Below are 16,487 nucleotides of genomic sequence, written 5' to 3'. Positions count from 1 at the left end.
GCCAAAGGAATCGCGAGGCAAAACAAAACCTCGCCATAATTGGCACTGGCTTATCTAGCACCCTGTTGAGTTCTCAAAGAACAACCACACACCAAGTTACCAACCTCGTTTAGAGGCTTGATCCTCGGGGTGACCTCCAGGACGGCCGCTGCGGTGGCTTTACCCTCCGCGGCTCGCCCGTTTCCCTGGCGGCAGAGAGAACATTACATGGGGTTTCCCGGGGCTCCAAATCGGGGGCCTGCGACCGCCGTCACACGCCCCCGACCTGGGCAAACGCCAATCAGGAGGGCAGCACCTCGACGCCGGCAAACGTTCGCTTGCCTTTTCGCAACACCAGGTAGCGCCCATGCAACAGAGCGGAATCGGGCACCACGGCGTCGGCATCGCTAACGCGTTCGTTGTTCACGTACGCCCCACCCTCGGCCACGGTCCGCCGCGCCTCCCCTCCGCTCTTCGCAAGGCCGGCGAGCTGAAGCAACTGCGCCACCGACGGCAGCGGACCGTTGACCGTGGCCAGACCGGCCTCGGACAGCGCGGCCCGCAGGGTCGACGAGGAGAGATCGGCGAGAACCCCCCGCCCGAACAGCGCCTGCGACGCCGCCACGGCCTGGGAGGCCTCGCCGGCACCGTGCACCAAAGTCGTCAACTCGAGCGCGAGAGCCTTCTGAGCTGAGCGAAGCTGGGGTTTCGAGGCGGTCTCCTCCTCGAGCGACGAGATCTCGGCGCGGTCCTTGAAAGAGAAGTAGCGCAGGTAGTTGGAGACGTCCTTGTCGTCGGCGTTGACCCAGAACTGGTAGAACGCGTACGGCGAGGTCATCGCCGCGTCCAGCCAGACCGAGCCCCCCTCGCTCTTGCCGAACTTCGTCCCGTCGGCCTTGAGCACGAGCGGTGTCGTGAACGCGTGCACCGGCCCGGCCCCCCGCCGGCGAATGAAGTCGACCCCGGCGGTGATGTTGCCCCACTGGTCCGATCCGCCGTACTGCAGCGCGCAGCCGTGCCGCCGATGCAGCTCATAGAAGTCGTTGGCCTGCAACAGTTGGTAGCTGAACTCGGTGAAGCTGATCCCGCTCTCCAGCCGGTTGCGCACCACGTCGCGGGCCAGCATCTTGTTGACCGGGAAGTGCTTGCCGACGTCGCGCAGGAACTCGATGACCGAGGTCGGCCCGGTCCAGTCCAGGTTGTTGACCAGGGTCGCGGCGTTGTCCCCGTCGTACGAGACGAAGGGCGCGAGCTGCTCGCGGATGCGTTGCACCCACTCGGCCACCACCTCGGGCGAGTTCAGCGTGCGCTCACTGGACTCGCGCGGGTCACCGATCTGCCCGGTGGCCCCGCCGACCAGCAGCAGCGGGCGGTGGCCGGCCTGCTGGAGGCGACGGGCGGTGAGCACCTGCATGAGGTGGCCGACGTGCAGCGAGGCGGCGGTCGGGTCGAAGCCGACATAGAACGTGAGCGACCCGTGGTCGAGGGCCGGCCGGAGCGTGTCCGGGTCGGTCGAGTCTTGGATCAGGCCACGCCACTGCAGGTCGTCTACGAAAGTCACGGTGGAATTGTCGCGCACGGCCAGGTGCGGATGACATCGGGTTTCGCCATGCTGGGGCGATGAGTCGCCTCGGTTCCGCCACTCCGCCGTACGAGATCAGCAAGAGGAAGGCGGTCGTACGCCTGGAGGAAGCACGACAACGCCTTCTCAAGTTGCGGCCGGCCCTGGGCGGGCAGCTTGGCGAGCTCAAACCGCACTCCGGCCTTGACCCGGCCATCCAAGCAGCGAGGATGCCAGTATGAGCCACCTCGCCCAGGTCGACCTGACCGCCAAGCTCTCGAAAAGGGGCGGCCTCGAACGCCTCGAAGCCGCCCAGCAACGCCTCCTGCGACTCCGGCTCCTGCTCGGCGGACAACTCGGCGACCACAAAATCGGCCCACCCCTATGCGTGCTCTTCGAAGGCTGGGACGCCTCCGGCAAGGGCGGCGCCATCAAACGCCTCGTCGCACCCCTCGACCCCCGCCACGTCCGCGTCTCCCAGTTCGCCGCACCGACCTACGACGAAAAACGACACCACTTCCTCCAAAGATTCTGGAAAGTCCTGCCCGGCTGGGGAGGCATGACCGTCCTCGACCGCTCCTGGTACGGCCGCGTCCTCGTCGAACGCGTCGAAGGCTTCGCCACCGACGAGCAATGGACCCGCGCGTACCAGGAGATCGTCGAGTTCGAACGCACTCTCGCCGCCGAAGGCACCATCCTCATCAAGTTCTGGATGCACGTCTCCCCCGAGGAGCAGCTCCGGCGTTTCGAGGACCGGGCCGGCGACCCCCTACGCTCCTGGAAGCTCACCGACGAAGACTGGCGCAACCGCGACCGCCGCAAAGACTACGAAGACGCCATCGAAGACATGCTCGAAAAAACCGACCAAAACCGAGCCCACTGGAAAGTCATCGCCGGCGACAACAAGCCCCACGCCCGCGTCGCCGTCCTCGAACACGTCTGCCACACCCTCGAAAAACAACTCACCAAACGCGGCTACAACGTCCACGACGCCGACTGAGACGCCCCGGTCTGGACAGCCATCTGCACCCGCCTGACCGGCAGAAGAGGTCACCCGCCCGGCGCCCGCATTCGAGCCATCGGCAAACGCCTGGTGGGGGGCGGTGTCAAACCCGGTTCCGGCGAAGGGTGAGGGGTGGGGAGCCAGGACTAGGCTCGTTGGCCGGAGTCGAAAGCTACCTCCCCGGTGGGGCCCCAGATGATGATGCGGCTGACGACCTTGCCCGAGAGGAAGCCTCGGGCCTGGCCCTCGATATTCCGCATGTCGCCGATGTCGTCGGTGATCTGGATGGCTATCTCGCCGCGGTAGTCGTCGCCGACGAAGTTCATCTCGCGGTCGCTGTTGGTACCGCCCGACCCGCTGGCTGTGAGCCCCTTGAGCTGGTTCGCCGCGGCCTTCAGATGGTCGGAGAGATTCTCGAACTTGACCTTCTTGGCCTGGGTGAACGTCGCGCCGTACTGGACGGGCCCGGTTGCGCCGTCGGCTCGGGGGATCGGCCGCCACACGGAGATGTCGCCGCCGTACTTGGCGTTTTCCACTTTTTCGTGAGCGGCGGGCTCGGCGCCGTTGCCGAGACGCTTGAGCTCGCTCTCGATCTGGGAAACACCCAGGGAGCTGATCTGGACGAGGGCCTTCGGTTCCTTCAGCGCCTCCGCGGCCAGCTCCAGCTCGTAGATCCAGCCGGTGCTCGACTTGGCTTTCGCCGCGAGGTCGAGGAGATTGTCGTAGGAGAACACCCGCCCGCTCTTCTTCAAGAAGGCGAAAAGGTCCTGAGCTTCCTTCGGTATCCTCCTTTTCTCGTCGGCGTCGAGTTCCCCGCCGGCTGCGGGCACCACGACTCTGAGGGTCGCGTTGTTCTTGTCCTGGAGGGTGGCGAAGTCCCTGACCACATCGCGGAGGTCCCGCGCGGTCTTCGCGACGTACATCTTTGAGTTCTCGATGACTCTCGGGAGCGTGTCGACCAGCTTCGCCAGATAGTTGACCCGTTCTTGCCGCTTGTTCGGCTTCTTCATGTCCTTGGGGTACGAGCCCATGGTGGTGAGGCCGAACAATGCCTCGTCGTGGGTCGGCGAGCTTCCCTGCGGTATCAGCGCCTTGAGGTGGGCCACGTCCCGGACCTCCTGCTGGTTGGCTTGGCCGAAGGTCAGCTTCCGCTGCACGACCGGCTGACCTTCCAGCAGCCGGCTCACCGCGCCATTGCCGGCAGCCCGTTGCAAGGCGAGAATGTGGGCCGCGTTCCCGTTCTCCCTGGTCATCGCTGGTGCGGGTGGTCGCCGCTGATCCAAGCGCTGACCGTCCTGCTCCGATTCCTGCCGCATCTGCTCAATACCTCCGCGTCGCCCCACAGCCTCTCCAGCGTCGCGGACCCGAGCCGCCGGGACCAGGTCTAAAAGGGCAGATGTGTCGTTGTCGCATTTATGACCCGATCGGATGCGGGCCGGGACGAACGCGCCGACCGGTGGTGGAGAAGGTCGGCGAGGCGATCGGGTCGCGGCTACAGACCCAGGGCCTTACGGATTGACGCCTGTACGGAGTCAGCATCCGGCTGTGCGTCGACCTTGACCACCGGTTCCTTGCGCGCGAAGAGCTCCAGCACCGGCCGGGTCTGCTCGTGGTAGTCGTGCAGGCGAGCGTCGAGCGCCTCGGGGGTGTCGTCGGGCCTGGTCACCAGCTCGTGACCGCAGATGTCGCATTTACCGGCCTCGGAGGGCCGGTCGGCGATCAGGTTGTAGTCCATGCCGCAGTTCGGGCAGAGCCGGCGGCTGAGCACCCGCCGCCGCACCTCGTCGTCCGGGATCTCCAGGTGGATGACCGCGTCGATGTCGTACGACTCCATGAAGAACTCGGCCTGCCGGGCGTTGCGCGGGAAGCCGTCGATGACGAAGCCGTAGTTCCAGTCGTGCTGGTCGAGCCGCTGGCGTACCACAGCCTCGACCTGGTCGTCGCCGACCAGCTCGCCCGCGTTCATCGTGCGCTTGACCTGGGCGCCGAGCTTGGTGTGGTTTTGCACGTGCCAGCGGAACAGGTCGCCCACGCTGATATGGACCATGCTGTACGCCGAACAGAGCAGCTTGCTCTGCGTACCCTTGCCGCTGCCCTGCACGCCCATGATCACGTACTTACGCATCGAAAGATCCCATCCGCAGGGGTCCCGGTGCCACGCGGCCGCCGATCGTGGTCGGGTCGACGCTCCAGGCGGCGGCGACCTTCAGTACGTCCTGTTCGGCGACCAGCACGGTCGTGTCGTCGTCAATGGTGCCGGGAAGCCCCGCGTCGCGCTCGGCGGGGTCGGGATCGCCGTGCCAGGTGGTGATCTCGCCGGTCTGTCCGACGTACCCGAAAGCGCGGATCAGCGTCCCGTGGGCGGCGCGCTGCCAGCGGTGCGACTCGGTGACCCGGTGGGTGGCGAAGAACTGCACCTCGGTGTCGAGTTTCTTGGCCAGGGCGGGCACGTCGGGCGTGGCGAGCAGGAACCGGCGGCCCACGGCGAGGGTCCAGTGCCCGTCCAGCGGCGGGGTGACAGCGACCCGGTTGTCGGTCAGGTGGGCCAGGTCGATGCCGTCGCGCCAGCGTACGGTGCCGAGGTCACGGGCACCGAGGGCGGCGATCACGGCTGCCGGATCACCGTCGCGAACCGCCAGCCACGCCTGTTTGCCCCCGAATCCGACCATCACGTCCGCTTGTTCCATAACGACAACGCTATGCCAAGTTCCAAATTCGCCACCAGGAGAAGCGCCGCGAACGCGAATGTGAACCCGGCGAACGCAGCGCTCTCGTGATCATGCCCAGCCGTAGTCGCGGCGCAGCTCGGACGCCACCTGGTCGAAGCGGGCGGGGTCGAGCACGGCGCCCTCCCGGCGGATGCCGTCCTCGTTCACCTCGAGCACCCGGTCGAGCCGGATCCAGCTGGGACGGTTCTCGCGATCCCACGAGCCCGGGCCGAGGGCGTACCAGTTGCGCTGGCCGTCACGCTCGCTCTGCGAGGAGAGCATCAGACCCAGCAGGGTACGGCCGTCGCGGCCGACCACGAGCACCGGACGGTCCTTGCCCTGTCGCGGGTCGTCCTCGTATTTCACCCAGGTCCAGACGATCTCGCCGGGATCCGCGTCGCCGTCCAGGTTGGGGGCGTACTCGATCCGCCGCCCCCGGTCGGACGTCGGCACCTGCCGCGCTCTCCGCGCCGGGGCGAGTGTCCGCGCGACGCGCCGCGCGATGCCGGTGATGTTGAAGGCCACGCGTGCACTCTACGGTGGCCGGATGCATCCCGACATCGACGCGTGGCTGCCCTGGGACCCGCCGACCTTCACGGCCCGGATGCCCGGGGCGGACTTCCCGTGGATGGTGGCCGGGGGCTGGGCCATCGACCTGTTCGTGGGCGAGCAGACCCGGGAGCACGGCGACCTCGAGATCGCTGTCGCGTCGTCGTTCTTCGCCACGGTGCCGCCGCGCTTCCCCGAGCTGGACTTCTGGGTGCCGCGGGGCGAGGGAAAGCTGGCCCGGATGACGGCCGAGACGCTGGGCGGGGACTCGCATCAGACCTGGGCGTACGACCGTGCGGCGCAGGCATGGCGGTTCGACGTGTTCCGCGAGCCGCACGACGGTGACATCTGGATCTGCCGGCGGGACGAGTCGATCCGGCGGCCGTACTCCGACGTCGTCTCGTTCACCGACAATGGGATCCCGTACCTGAATCCCGAGGTCGTCCTGCTCTTCAAGGCCAAGTGGGCGCGCGACAAGGACCAGGCCGACCTGGCGACGGCCTGGCCGCGGATGTCGCCCGGGCAGCGCGACTGGTTCCGTCAGGCGGTGGCCCAGGTGCATCCGGGACACGAATGGGCTTCGCTCGAGTAGCGCCGGCGCCGGCCGATGGGTCGCTCCGCGCGTACCCGGCTGAGCTTGATCTTGACCTGGCCCTGACCGCCTGGCTGGAGCGTGCCGGTAGCTATCTCGTCAGCTCGCCGATCAGCGTGTCGGTCAGGGCATTGGTCCGGGCCCCGTCGTTGTCGAGGGCCAGGACGACGAAGTGGGCGCGGCGCTCGGGAATGCGGACGAGTTGCGCGGTCAGCCCCGCCCAGCTCCCGCCGTGCCGGTACACCCGGACACCCGCCGGCGTCGCCCGCAGGCCGACGCCCCAGCCGTAGTCGAGGTCGGTCCCGTCGTCCAGCCGCCCCGCCGTGTGCATTTCCCTCCAGTGGTAGCCCTGAGCGGCATCCGGGCCCCTCCAGTGGTAGCCCTGGGCGGTCAGGCCTTTAGTACCGCCCAGGGCTACCGCTGCCTGGTCTCCCGCTTGGTTCGCGTGCAACAGGTCGACGGCGGCCTGGTTCCAGCGCAGCAGATCGGCCGCGGTCGACCAGACGCCGCCGTCGCCCAGGGACAGCGGCGCCGGGTGCTGCGGATCGAGCGGATACGCCTCCGGCGGATGCGCGGCGGGACCGGGCCAGAAGCAGGTGCCGGCCATGCCCAGCGGCTCGAACAGGTGCTCGCGGGCGAACTCGGGCAACGGGCGGCCGGACGCGCGCTCGACGACGACGGCCAGGCAGACGTAGCCGGCGTTGCAGTAGCGGTGCTCGGTGCCCGGGGTGGCGATCAGGTGTTCGCTGTGCGCCAGCGCGGCGACGACACGGTCGGTGGTGTGGTCGAGACCCTGGCGTTGCAGCTCGTAGAAATCGGCCACATCGGGCAGGCCACCGGTGTGGTGGATCAGATGGCGTACGCGAACCCGCCCCGCCCAGCCCGGCAGCTCCGGCATCCACCGCGCCAGCGTCGAGTCGACATCCAGCCGGCCGTCGCGAACCAGCATCGCCGCGCAGGCGGCCGTGATCTGCTTGCCCAGCGAGGCGATGTAGACGATCGTGTCCGCCGTCAACGGCGCGTGGCTCACGAACTCGGGCGGCCCGTCGCCCTGCCGCACCCCCACCACAACCGGTTCCTCAGGGCCGTAGCCGGCCAGCTCGATCATCGGCCCATCATCCTTCGCTCAGCCGATCAGTGTCTACTTGCGCCGGACGACACAGAACTCATTGCCCTCGGGGTCGGCCAGCACGGTCCAGGACTCGTCCCCGGTCTGACCGACGTCGGCCCGCCGCGCCCCCAGCGCCAGCAGCCGCTCGACCTCGGCCCCGGGCCCGTCCGGCCCCGGGGTCAGATCGAGGTGCAGCCGGTTCTTGCCGAGAATTTGCGGGTCAGAGCTCGGCCGAGTGCTGCAGTCCCAACTTGGCATAGATCTCGCGGGGCGGGTTGGCCTGGGCGCGGTTGGCGAGATCCTCCAGGTAGATCCAGGTGGCCGTGCCGTAGACGGCGCGCTCCTGGCGGACGAACGGGGCCACCGCCGCCCACACCTGGCGGATCGCCGTGCCGTTGCCGCCGATGACCAGCTCGGGGTCGACCACCCGGTGGGCTACCAGTTTGGCCAGGTCGTCGTAGCGGCCGGCGACCATCCGGACCTGGTTGCGCACCTCGGGCGGCAGGTCGCGGTAGGGCACGGGCGGGTCGAACTCCTTGGTGAGCACGTCGACGACGTATTCGCGGGCGGCGTAGAAATCGTCGCTGCGGAACTGCTCGAACATCTGCAGCACGACGGGCAGGGCGTAGCCGGCGGCGGACGTGCGGGTCTGCCGGATGGCGAGCAGGGCGGTGACGGTCAGGGCGATGACCGCGACGACGACGGCGAACAGGTCTAATACGGCATCCGTGTCCACGCCCTACACGCTAGGTGACATTCGCAAGGATCGTCCCTAGTGGATGGCCGGTCCGGTGTCTGGATCAAAGAATCGCAAGGCGGACGGCGGGAACGAAAGCCGCACCTCGGACTGGGCAGCATGGTCGGAAGATCAAAGTCAGGAGATTGATTTGCCCGCGTCCGTCGGGGTACAGACCGTTTGCTCCCGCGGGCTCCAGGTCCGTGCGTGGTCGCCCTTAGATGACTCTGCGAGAAGTCTTAAGCCCTCCTGAGTAGTCCGGCCGGTGGGCCCGAGCAGGCGAACACTGTCCGCCGTGCCCACCTCACGCTTCCCCTACCTGCTGGTCGCCGGCGCCACCGCCATCGTGATCGGCTCCGGCTTCACCTTCGCCGGCCTGCGAAGCCACGCCGACTCCAAGACCGCGTCGGCGGCGCCGCTCACCCCCGCCCCACCCGCGGATCTCCCCCTTTCCGCCACCCAGCCCGCTTCCTCGCCCCAAGCCGAAGCGCCGCCCACCACCAAGCCGCCGGCGTCCGCCAAGCCGAAGAAGCCCGTGACACCGAAGCCGTCGCGCACCTCGAAATCCCCGTCGAAATCGCCCCGCAAGCCGGTCACGATCAAGGTGCCGCCGACCGGCGACAAGGTCCTGGACGCCGTGCTCGCGCACATCAACCAGGAGCGGGCGGCCGAGGGCAAGGGCGCGCTGACCCTGGACGCCGACCTGTCCAAGGCGTCCGAGCGGCACAACGAGGCCATGCTGAGCAACGGTTGCGGCCTGAGCCACCGCTGCGCCGGCGAGGCCGACCTGGGGCCCCGCTTCAACGTGCAGGGTGTCCAGTTCCGCACGGCCGGCGAGAACATCGGCTTCCGCTCCGGCGGTTCCAGTTCGGCCGATCTGATCGACGCCGCCAATCGGATCACCGACAGCATGCTGGCCGAGACCCCACCCGAGGACGGCCACCGCAAGAACCTGCTCAACAGCGACTTTCGGAAGATCGGACTGGCCGTGAGCCGCGACGACGGACTGGTGTGGTTCACCCAGGACTTTGTCGGCTGACTTGACGACCACCGAACTACTGTTAAGACTGTTGCGCATTGAATACCTCTCCCCCGGAGGATCCCCACCATGCGCAAGTCGAGATTTCTGATCGCGGCGGCCGCCGTCGTGGTCGCCCTGAGCGGCGGGCTCACCGTCGCCTCCCGCAGTGACAACGCCGAAGCGGCAGTCGTCTGGAACGAGGACTTCGACGGAGCCGCCGGCACCGGCGTCGACACGTCGAAGTGGAACTTCGACACCGGCGGCAGCGGCTTCGGCAACCAGGAACTTCAGTACTACACCAGCGGCACCAGCAACGTCGCCAAGGACGGCCAGGGCCACCTGGTCATCACCGCCCGCAAGGGCAGCGGCGGGCACAACGACTGCTGGAACGGCACCTGCCAGTTCACCTCGGGCCGGATCCAGACCGCCGGCAAGTTCACCCAGCAGTACGGCCACGTCGAGGCCCGCATCCAGGTCCCCAACGGCTCCGGCCTCTGGCCCGCCTTCTGGATGCTCGGCGGCGGCAACTGGCCCAACGACGGCGAGATCGACATCATGGAGATCGTCGGCCGCGACCCCAACCGGCTGTTCGGTACCCTGCACGGCCCCGGCTACTCCGGCGGCAACTCGTACGGCGGCACCCTCGTCTCCGGCTCCCCCTGGTACCAGGCGTTCCACAACTTCGCGGTCGACTGGTCGCCCAACCTGATCGTCTGGACCGTGGACGGCCAGGAGTACTTCCGGGCCACCCCCGCGTCGCTGCAGGGCGCCAAGGGCAACGTCAGCTGGGTCTTCGAGCACCCGTTCTTCATCATCCTCAACCTGGCCGTCGGCGGTAACTTCGGCCAGGGCGACCCGGCGAGCCTGCCCGCCGAGAGCAAGCTGGTGATCGACTACGTTCACGTCAGCAGCTCGAGCACGCCCCCGCCGGCCACCGGCAACCGCCTCAAGTCCAACTTCAGCGGCCGCTGCATCGACATCCCCGGCGCCAACCCGGCCGACGGTGCCCGGCTGCAGATGTACGACTGCAACACCAGCGCCGCCCAGTCGTGGACCTTCAACGGCGACGGCACGCTGCGCGCGATGGGCAAGTGCATGGACCCGGCCGGCGGTGCACTGGCCAACGGCACCCCGATCCAGCTGGTCACCTGCAACGGCAACCCGGTCCAGCGGTTCACCCTGTCCGGCGCCGGCGACCTGGTCAACGTCTCGGCCAACCGGTGCGTCGACATCAAGGACTGGGGCAGCGGGAACGGCGCCCAGCTCCAACTCTGGGACTGCGGCGGTACGGCTAACCAGAAGTGGACCCGCGCCTGAGTAAGTGAATCACCAGACGCCGGCAGCCCCCGGGTTGCCGGCGTCTACTGTGTCCGGATGAGGTTGCGACAGTTCCCGGTCGGGACGACGCCCAGACTGGAACTGGCCCACCCCCGCGCCGACGCGCTCTACGCCCTGCACCCCATCACCACTCCGCGCCCGCCGTCCGGCACAGCCGAGGCCACAACGACATGCGGAACCTGCCACGCCGACGTCCCGCTACGCCTCTCCAGCGCCGCCTCGGTCCTGGCCCACCGCCGCCACCAGTTCCTCATCGGCGTGACCATCGCCCTCCTCCAGGTCACCGTCGGCGCCCTCCTGATCATCCTCGACCTGCGCCGCGACTGGGGCAGCCTCCCCGCCGTGATCGGTTTCCTCACCATCATGCTGACCTTCTTCACCGCCGGCCCACCGTTGCGCGAGTCCCGCGAGGCCGACGGCACGATTTCCCTGGACCCGGCCCACACGCTCCGCGAGCCCGGCCACCGGGTCGACGTCGTCGACAGCGACGGCGGCAACTACGAGGCCGGCCTCTGACCGCCTTACCAGGCGAGCCGCGCTCACCAGATCACGCCGACTGACGTACGGCCCCCAGCGACCTCCCGCCGAGCCGAGCGGACAGAGAAGCTCCGCCCAGCCGAGCAGGCGAACAATGGCCGCCGCGTTCGCTCGACGGACCAGGCGTGCGACAGGGCGCCGGAGATCCACCGAGAATCCGGGCATGACACGCCGGTCGTTCATGGCAAAAGCGTGGCGGGATCCTCGGCTGGCATGGCTCAGTGCCGAGATCACCGACGTGGAAGCAGAAGCGCGTAAGCTCGCCGGTGTCGCCGATCAGGTAGCCGCACGGTGCCTCGCGCCAGCACGCGAGGCCTGCCGCCGGCATGATCTGAACTCCGGCTGGGCGCATCTCTACCGCGCCCGGCAGGAGATGATCATGACCTACGACGTGGACCGGCTGCGGATCTGTGCTCGTGCGCTGCACGAGGAAATCAAGGACCCAGACCGTCTGCCAGCGTGGCGCCTGAAAGCGATCAGAGGTTTGCTCTCGGAGACCGGCTTCACTGACTGCGGTGCGCCGGCCGCGACCGACCCTGGCATTGACAGCCGCCGAAGACTGGTCGTGGAAGCAATCAAGCTGCGCAATGAGGGAGTCTCCAATGACTACTGGAGACTCGCCGTAGTCCGGCATTACCAGGCAACGTTGCTCATCGTTGGCGCTCCCGTTCTAGCGCTCGTCGTGTACCTCCTCACGAGCACCTCACGGTCACTGTTCCGCCAGGACTGGAGCGCGAGCCGCGTCTCGTGCGTGTTGGCGGTGCTTCTTGGCATCCTCGGTGCGGTGTCGAGCGCGGCACAGCGGTCGACACGGATCAAGCGTGAACGCGTGACGGTCCAGTTGGGCTCGTACGCCTCGTCCTTTTCCCGCATCCCCATCGGTGCCGTCGCAGGTTTGACCATCTGGCTATTCTCCGTCGCCACCGCCAACGCAACCTCGATCAACGCTCCGAATCTCCTGCTCGCAGCTTTCGGCGCCGGCTTCGCGGAGCGCCTGATCGTCCAAGGCCACGTGAACGACCAGTCCAACCCACCGCCCGCCGCCGAAGCAGCCGAGCGCCCACCCCGGCGGTGACGCCTTCACATCCGGCGCTCGTTCACGGCCGACATCCAGTCACCAGGGCGCAGGCCGCGGGCGACACGTGGTCACCAGTTGCGCCGTGCGGCGGAGATGGCGATGAGTGGGTCTGCTCACGTCAGACGGACAGGAGAGACTTCCCAGAAGCAGCAACGCTGTGGCGTCTTTGCCGGTGGCGGCTCGGCGGCAACCAAGCAGCCGCTTCGAGATCAGTTGAGACTGATCGGGGTGACCAGCGCCCACGATGTGCCGTGGCGGTTCGGGGTGACCGGCGACCCGGCGGTCAGCGTGTACCGGTGGGCAGAAACTCGTCGACGCCGCGCAGCCGCGTCCGGAGCACGGACCGGGCCCGGGTGGTGTCGAGGCGCACGTCGGTGGGCAGGCGCAGGCCCCGGTCGGCGATCGCGGCGGGCTTGAGGGCGGCGGGGTCGAGGTTGTCCCGCCGGGCCACGCGCAGGCCCAGGTCGTAGCGGTTGATCGGGTCGGTGCCGGCCACGTTGAGGACGCCTGCGTGGTCGGATGCCGTGGCCAGTTCCAGCAGGGCGTCGGCCAGGTCGTCGGCGTGGACCGGCTTGCGGATCATGTCGGTGAACAGGTGGCCGTCGACGCGGCCGGCGACCAGGTCGTGGACCAGTTTCTCGTGCTGGCCGTCGCCGCCGAGGATCAGTGAGGTACGCACGACGGCCGCTCCGGGGTGCAGCGCCCGCACCGCGGTCTCGGCCGCTGCCTTCGCCGCGCCGTACCCATAGATCGGATCCGGCATTTCCGATTCGTCGTATTCACGATCGGAACGGCCGGGAAAGATCGCGTCGGTGGAGACGTGCACCAGGCGGACGCCGGCGGGCACCGCGGCGGCCACGTGGGCGGCCCCGTCGGCCATGACGGCCCAGTCGGAGCGGGCCGAGGCCGTGTGGATCACCGCGTCCGGACGCGCCGATGCCAGAAAAGCGGCCACGTCGGCGCGGGAGCGGATGTCCAGGCCGAGTGAGCGCGACGTCCCGACCACGTCATGCCCGGCCGCGGACGCCCGCGCGACGAGACGCTGTCCGAGATGTCCGGTCGCCCCGGTGATCACCAAACGCACACCGCCAGTTAACAGTATTGACAGTTCTCTATGGAGGTGTAGTTCTATAGACAATCACCAATCGGTGACAACGATGTCAAGGACGGCTCCCATGCGTCGTACCCTCGCTTGTCTCTCGTCCCTCGTCCTCACCCTGGCCGGCCTGGCCATCACCGAATCCCCAGTCCAGGCCGCCGACCTCCCCCTCACCCAGTACGTCAACCCGCTGATCGGCACCGACGACAGCAACTCGCCCAACCCCGTGGGCGGCGGCGCCGGCGGCAGCACCTTCCCCGGTGCGACAGTGCCGTTCGGCATGGTGCAGTTCTCCCCGGACACCCCGACCGGCTCGCCCTCGGGCTACCGCGACCGCGACCGGACCATCGAGTCGTTCAGCCTGACCCACTTCAACGGGGCGGGCTGCCCGAACAACGAGGACCTGCCGATCCTGCCGGTCACCGGCAACCTCGGTAACTCCCCGGGCAACAGCTGGACCAGCTACGCCTCGGCGTACACCAAGTCCAACGAGGTCGCGCAGGCCGGCTACTACAAGAACCGGCTCGACAAGTACTCCACCGACGTCGAGCTCAGCGCGACCAAGCGCACCGGCGCGCTCAAGCTGACCTTCCCGTCGACCACGGCCGCGCGGGTGCTGATCAACGCCAGCCGCTCGGCCACCGGTGACCGGGCCGGCAACGTGACGATCTCGGGGAACCGGGTCTACGGCGAGCACACCGCGGGCGGCTTCTGCGGTGGCGGGACGTTCCCCATGTACTTCTCGATCCAGTTCGACCGGACGCCGAACAGCGTCGGCACGTTCATCGGCGGCACGATCAGCAACGGGGCGACCAGTGTCAGCGGCAACCAGGCCGGCGCCTTCGTCACCTTCGACACCACCGGCAACCAGGTGGTCAACGCCACCGTCGGCGTGTCGTTCGTGAGCGTGGCCAACGCCCAGGCCAACGCCACCGCCGAGGCGGCCGCCTTCCCGACCGTACGCACCAATGCCGACGCGGCCTGGAACGCGGCCCTCAACCGCATCCAGGTCTCCGGCGGCTCGGCCGCCGACCAGCAGAAGTTCTACACGGCGTTGTACCACGTCCTGCAGAACCCGAACCTGTCCAGCGACACCAACGGGCAGTACCGCGGCTTCGACCAGGCCGTGCACACCGCGAACCACAACGTCTACCAGAACTATTCGGGCTGGGACATCTACCGGTCCTGGGCGTCGCTGGTCGCCCTGATCGCGCCGGACGTTTCGACCGACATCATGAAGTCGATGGTGCTGGACGGCCAGCAGGGCGGTCTGCTGCCCAAGTGGTCGCACCAGACCCGGGAGGACTTCGTGATGCCGGGCGACCCGGGCCCGATCATCGTCGGATCGGCCTACGCGTTCGGGGTGCGCGGCTTCGACACCGCGGCCGCCCTCGACCTGATGAAGAAGAGCGTGACCGGCGGCGGTCAGCAGGGCTACGTGCTGCGCGGCAACTACGCCACCTACAACAGCAACCGCTACATCCCGGGCAACCCGTCGGAGACGCTGGAGTACGCCAGCAGCGACTTCGCGATCGCCCAGTTCGCCAAGGCGCTCGGTGACACGGCCACGTACAACAGCGCGTCGACCCGGTCGCAGAACTGGCGGATGATCTTCAACGGCGAGTCGTCGTACATCCACACCAAGGACGGCGGCTTCACCTGGCCGCTCAACCCGGCCCAGGAGAGCCCGTACGTGGAGGGCAACGCCGCCCAGTACACCTGGATGGTCCCGCACAACCTCGGCGGCCTGGTCAACGCCATGGGTGGCCCGGCCACCGCGGCGCAGCGGCTCGACCACCACTTCACCGAGCTCAACGGCGGGCTGGTCCGGCCGTACTTCTACATCGGCAACGAGCCCGAGCACAACGTGCCGTGGACCTACAACTACGCCCGTAAGCCGGCCGGCACCAGCGACGCGGTCCGCCGGGTGATGAGCGAGTCGTTCACCACCGGCGCGGGCGGCCTGCCCGGCAACGACGACCTCGGCGCCACGTCCTCGTGGTACGTCTGGTCGGCGCTGGGCATGTACCCGGTGACGCCCGGTGCGGACACGCTGGCCCTGCACGGCGCGCTCTTCCCGAACGCGGTGATCAAGCGGTCGGCCGGTGACATCACGATCACCGGCGGCAGCAGCGCCAACCGGTTCGTGCAGTCGGTGACGCTGGGCGGCTCGTCGGTGGCCAAGAGCTGGATCCGCTATCCGGACATCGCGAGCGGCGGCACTATCGCGTACACCATGGGCGGGTCCCCCTCGAGCTGGGGCACGCGGGCTGAGGACGTACCCCCGAGCTTCGCCGACGGCGGAACCCAACCGCCGGCCGAACCGGACCTCGGACCGGATCTGCTGCAGGGCAAGAGCGTGACCGGGTCGGCCGGCTGCAACAGCGCCGAGGCCCCGGGCAAGTCGGTCGACGGGGTCATCGCCGGCAACAGCAAGTGGTGCTCGTCGACGACGCCGCTGCAGCTGCAGGCCGATCTGGGCTCGGCGCAGACCGTGTCCGCGTTCGTGGTCAAGAACGCCGGGCTCGGTGGCGAGGGCACCAACTGGAACACCGGTGGCTTCACCATCTCGACCAGCACCGACGGCACGAACTGGTCGAACGCGGTCACGGTGACCGGGTCGCGGGCCAGCCGTTCGTACCAGCCGATCCAGCCGCGGACGGCGCGTTACGTCCGGCTCGACGTGACCGCGGCGGCCAACGACGGCAGCACCACGGCCCGGGTGTACGAGCTGGAGGCGTACGGCCAGCCGACCGGCGACGTGGCCCTGCGCCGCGCGGCCACGGCCGACTCGTCCTGCACCGGCGAGACCCCGGACAAGGCGGTCAACGGCAGCTGGCTGGCCGGCTCGACCGACAAGTGGTGCTCGACCTCGGCCAACCGGTGGCTGCAGGTCGATCTGGGCAGCAAGCAGCGGGTCGGCAGCGTGGTGATCCGGCACGCCGGCGCCGGCGGCGAGTACCCGACCTGGAACACCCGCGACTTCGACCTGCAGACCTCGGACGACGGTTCGAGCTGGACGACCCGGGCCCAGGTACGCGGCAACACGGCCGATTCGACGACGACGTCGATCGGGGTGGACGCCCGCTACGTACGTGTGAACGTGGTGACGCCAACCCAGGACGGCAACACCGCGGCCCGGATCTACGAGCTGGAGGTACGGGCCTAGAGAAGT

Annotated in this window: 16 protein-coding genes and 1 pseudogene; 8 read left to right on the top strand and 9 right to left on the bottom strand. The window is 68.3% G+C overall.

Features of this window, described 5'->3' with window-relative positions; all coding sequences use genetic code 11:
- Positions 1 to 280: 280 nt before the first annotated feature.
- Entirely contained in the window at positions 281 to 1,540 is a 1,260-nt protein-coding gene (gene tyrS, locus ACGFIO_RS34255; RefSeq protein ID WP_392832864.1) for a tyrosine--tRNA ligase, read from the bottom strand.
- Between the two features lie 238 nt (positions 1,541 to 1,778).
- Here tyrS and ACGFIO_RS34250 point away from each other — a divergent pair, with 238 nt between their 5' ends.
- Positions 1,779 to 2,540 carry a polyphosphate kinase 2 family protein gene (locus tag ACGFIO_RS34250; RefSeq protein WP_392832863.1) on the top strand — a complete coding sequence of 254 codons (762 nt, stop codon included), beginning with the start codon at positions 1,779 to 1,781 and terminating at the stop codon, positions 2,538 to 2,540.
- Between the two features lie 149 nt (positions 2,541 to 2,689).
- On the opposite strand, the gene ACGFIO_RS34245 is transcribed toward ACGFIO_RS34250, so the two are convergent.
- From ACGFIO_RS34245 to ACGFIO_RS34230, 4 genes are all read right to left on the bottom strand, one after another.
- Positions 2,690 to 3,859 carry a hypothetical protein gene (locus ACGFIO_RS34245; protein ID WP_392832861.1) on the bottom strand — a complete coding sequence of 390 codons (1,170 nt, stop codon included), beginning with the start codon at positions 3,857 to 3,859 and terminating at the stop codon, positions 2,690 to 2,692.
- A gap of 176 nt (positions 3,860 to 4,035) precedes the next feature.
- Complete coding sequence (locus ACGFIO_RS34240; RefSeq protein ID WP_392832859.1) at positions 4,036 to 4,668, bottom strand: adenylate kinase family protein; 633 nt, start codon at positions 4,666 to 4,668, stop codon at positions 4,036 to 4,038.
- On the bottom strand, positions 4,661 to 5,230 hold the full coding sequence (locus ACGFIO_RS34235) for a hypothetical protein (RefSeq protein WP_392832858.1): 570 nt from the start codon (positions 5,228 to 5,230) through the stop codon (positions 4,661 to 4,663). Before ACGFIO_RS34235 ends, ACGFIO_RS34240 begins: the two co-directional genes overlap by 8 nt.
- Before the next feature lie 90 nt (positions 5,231 to 5,320).
- Positions 5,321 to 5,776 (bottom strand): type II toxin-antitoxin system PemK/MazF family toxin, encoded by a 456-nt coding sequence (locus tag ACGFIO_RS34230; protein ID WP_392832856.1) that lies wholly within the window; start codon positions 5,774 to 5,776, stop codon positions 5,321 to 5,323.
- 22 nt (positions 5,777 to 5,798) lie between these two features.
- On the opposite strand from ACGFIO_RS34230, the gene ACGFIO_RS34225 reads away from it, so the two are divergent.
- Positions 5,799 to 6,392, top strand: a complete 594-nt coding sequence (locus ACGFIO_RS34225; protein WP_392832854.1) for a nucleotidyltransferase domain-containing protein — start codon at positions 5,799 to 5,801, stop codon at positions 6,390 to 6,392.
- 91 nt (positions 6,393 to 6,483) lie between these two features.
- Here the strand turns inward: ACGFIO_RS34225 and ACGFIO_RS34220 are convergent, their stop codons facing one another.
- The 3 genes from ACGFIO_RS34220 to ACGFIO_RS34210 are packed head-to-tail and all read right to left on the bottom strand — an operon-like array spanning position 6,484 to position 8,239.
- Positions 6,484 to 7,500: a serine hydrolase domain-containing protein gene (locus tag ACGFIO_RS34220; RefSeq protein WP_392832852.1), complete on the bottom strand. Its 1,017-nt coding sequence runs from the start codon at positions 7,498 to 7,500 to the stop codon at positions 6,484 to 6,486.
- Positions 7,501 to 7,533: 33 nt separating this feature from the next.
- Positions 7,534 to 7,761 (bottom strand): VOC family protein, encoded by a 228-nt coding sequence (locus ACGFIO_RS34215; protein WP_392832849.1) that lies wholly within the window; start codon positions 7,759 to 7,761, stop codon positions 7,534 to 7,536.
- Positions 7,724 to 8,239, bottom strand: coding sequence for a hypothetical protein (locus ACGFIO_RS34210; RefSeq protein WP_392832848.1), 516 nt, complete (start codon positions 8,237 to 8,239; stop codon positions 7,724 to 7,726). The genes ACGFIO_RS34215 and ACGFIO_RS34210 overlap by 38 nt, the downstream gene beginning before the upstream one ends.
- 295 nt (positions 8,240 to 8,534) lie before the next feature.
- Here ACGFIO_RS34210 and ACGFIO_RS34205 point away from each other — a divergent pair, with 295 nt between their 5' ends.
- From ACGFIO_RS34205 to ACGFIO_RS34185, 5 genes and pseudogenes are all read left to right on the top strand, one after another.
- Entirely contained in the window at positions 8,535 to 9,278 is a 744-nt protein-coding gene (locus ACGFIO_RS34205; RefSeq protein ID WP_392832845.1) for a CAP domain-containing protein, read from the top strand.
- Between the two features lie 69 nt (positions 9,279 to 9,347).
- Positions 9,348 to 10,577 (top strand): ricin-type beta-trefoil lectin domain protein, encoded by a 1,230-nt coding sequence (locus ACGFIO_RS34200; protein WP_392832843.1) that lies wholly within the window; start codon positions 9,348 to 9,350, stop codon positions 10,575 to 10,577.
- Between the two features lie 57 nt (positions 10,578 to 10,634).
- Complete coding sequence (locus ACGFIO_RS34195; RefSeq protein ID WP_392832841.1) at positions 10,635 to 11,114, top strand: hypothetical protein; 480 nt, start codon at positions 10,635 to 10,637, stop codon at positions 11,112 to 11,114.
- Between the two features lie 184 nt (positions 11,115 to 11,298).
- The gene (locus tag ACGFIO_RS34190; protein WP_392832838.1) at positions 11,299 to 12,210 is read left to right on the top strand and encodes a hypothetical protein; all 912 of its coding nucleotides are present in this window, start codon (positions 11,299 to 11,301) and stop codon (positions 12,208 to 12,210) included.
- 225 nt (positions 12,211 to 12,435) lie between these two features.
- Positions 12,436 to 12,546 (top strand): annotated as a pseudogene (locus ACGFIO_RS34185) (3-methyladenine DNA glycosylase); the annotation flags it as partial.
- On the opposite strand, the gene ACGFIO_RS34180 reads toward ACGFIO_RS34185, so the two are convergent.
- Positions 12,497 to 13,297 (bottom strand): SDR family oxidoreductase, encoded by an 801-nt coding sequence (locus ACGFIO_RS34180; protein ID WP_392832835.1) that lies wholly within the window; start codon positions 13,295 to 13,297, stop codon positions 12,497 to 12,499. The pseudogene ACGFIO_RS34185 and the gene ACGFIO_RS34180 overlap by 50 nt on opposite strands.
- 91 nt (positions 13,298 to 13,388) lie before the next feature.
- Here ACGFIO_RS34180 and ACGFIO_RS34175 point away from each other — a divergent pair, with 91 nt between their 5' ends.
- The gene (locus tag ACGFIO_RS34175) at positions 13,389 to 16,481 is read left to right on the top strand and encodes a GH92 family glycosyl hydrolase (RefSeq protein WP_392832834.1); all 3,093 of its coding nucleotides are present in this window, start codon (positions 13,389 to 13,391) and stop codon (positions 16,479 to 16,481) included.
- Positions 16,482 to 16,487: the final 6 nt, after the last annotated feature.

This window comes from Actinoplanes sp. NPDC049265 (assembly GCF_043197135.1).
Lineage (GTDB): Bacteria > Actinomycetota > Actinomycetes > Mycobacteriales > Micromonosporaceae > Actinoplanes.
This window is presented reverse-complemented; position numbering and strand designations above follow the sequence as displayed.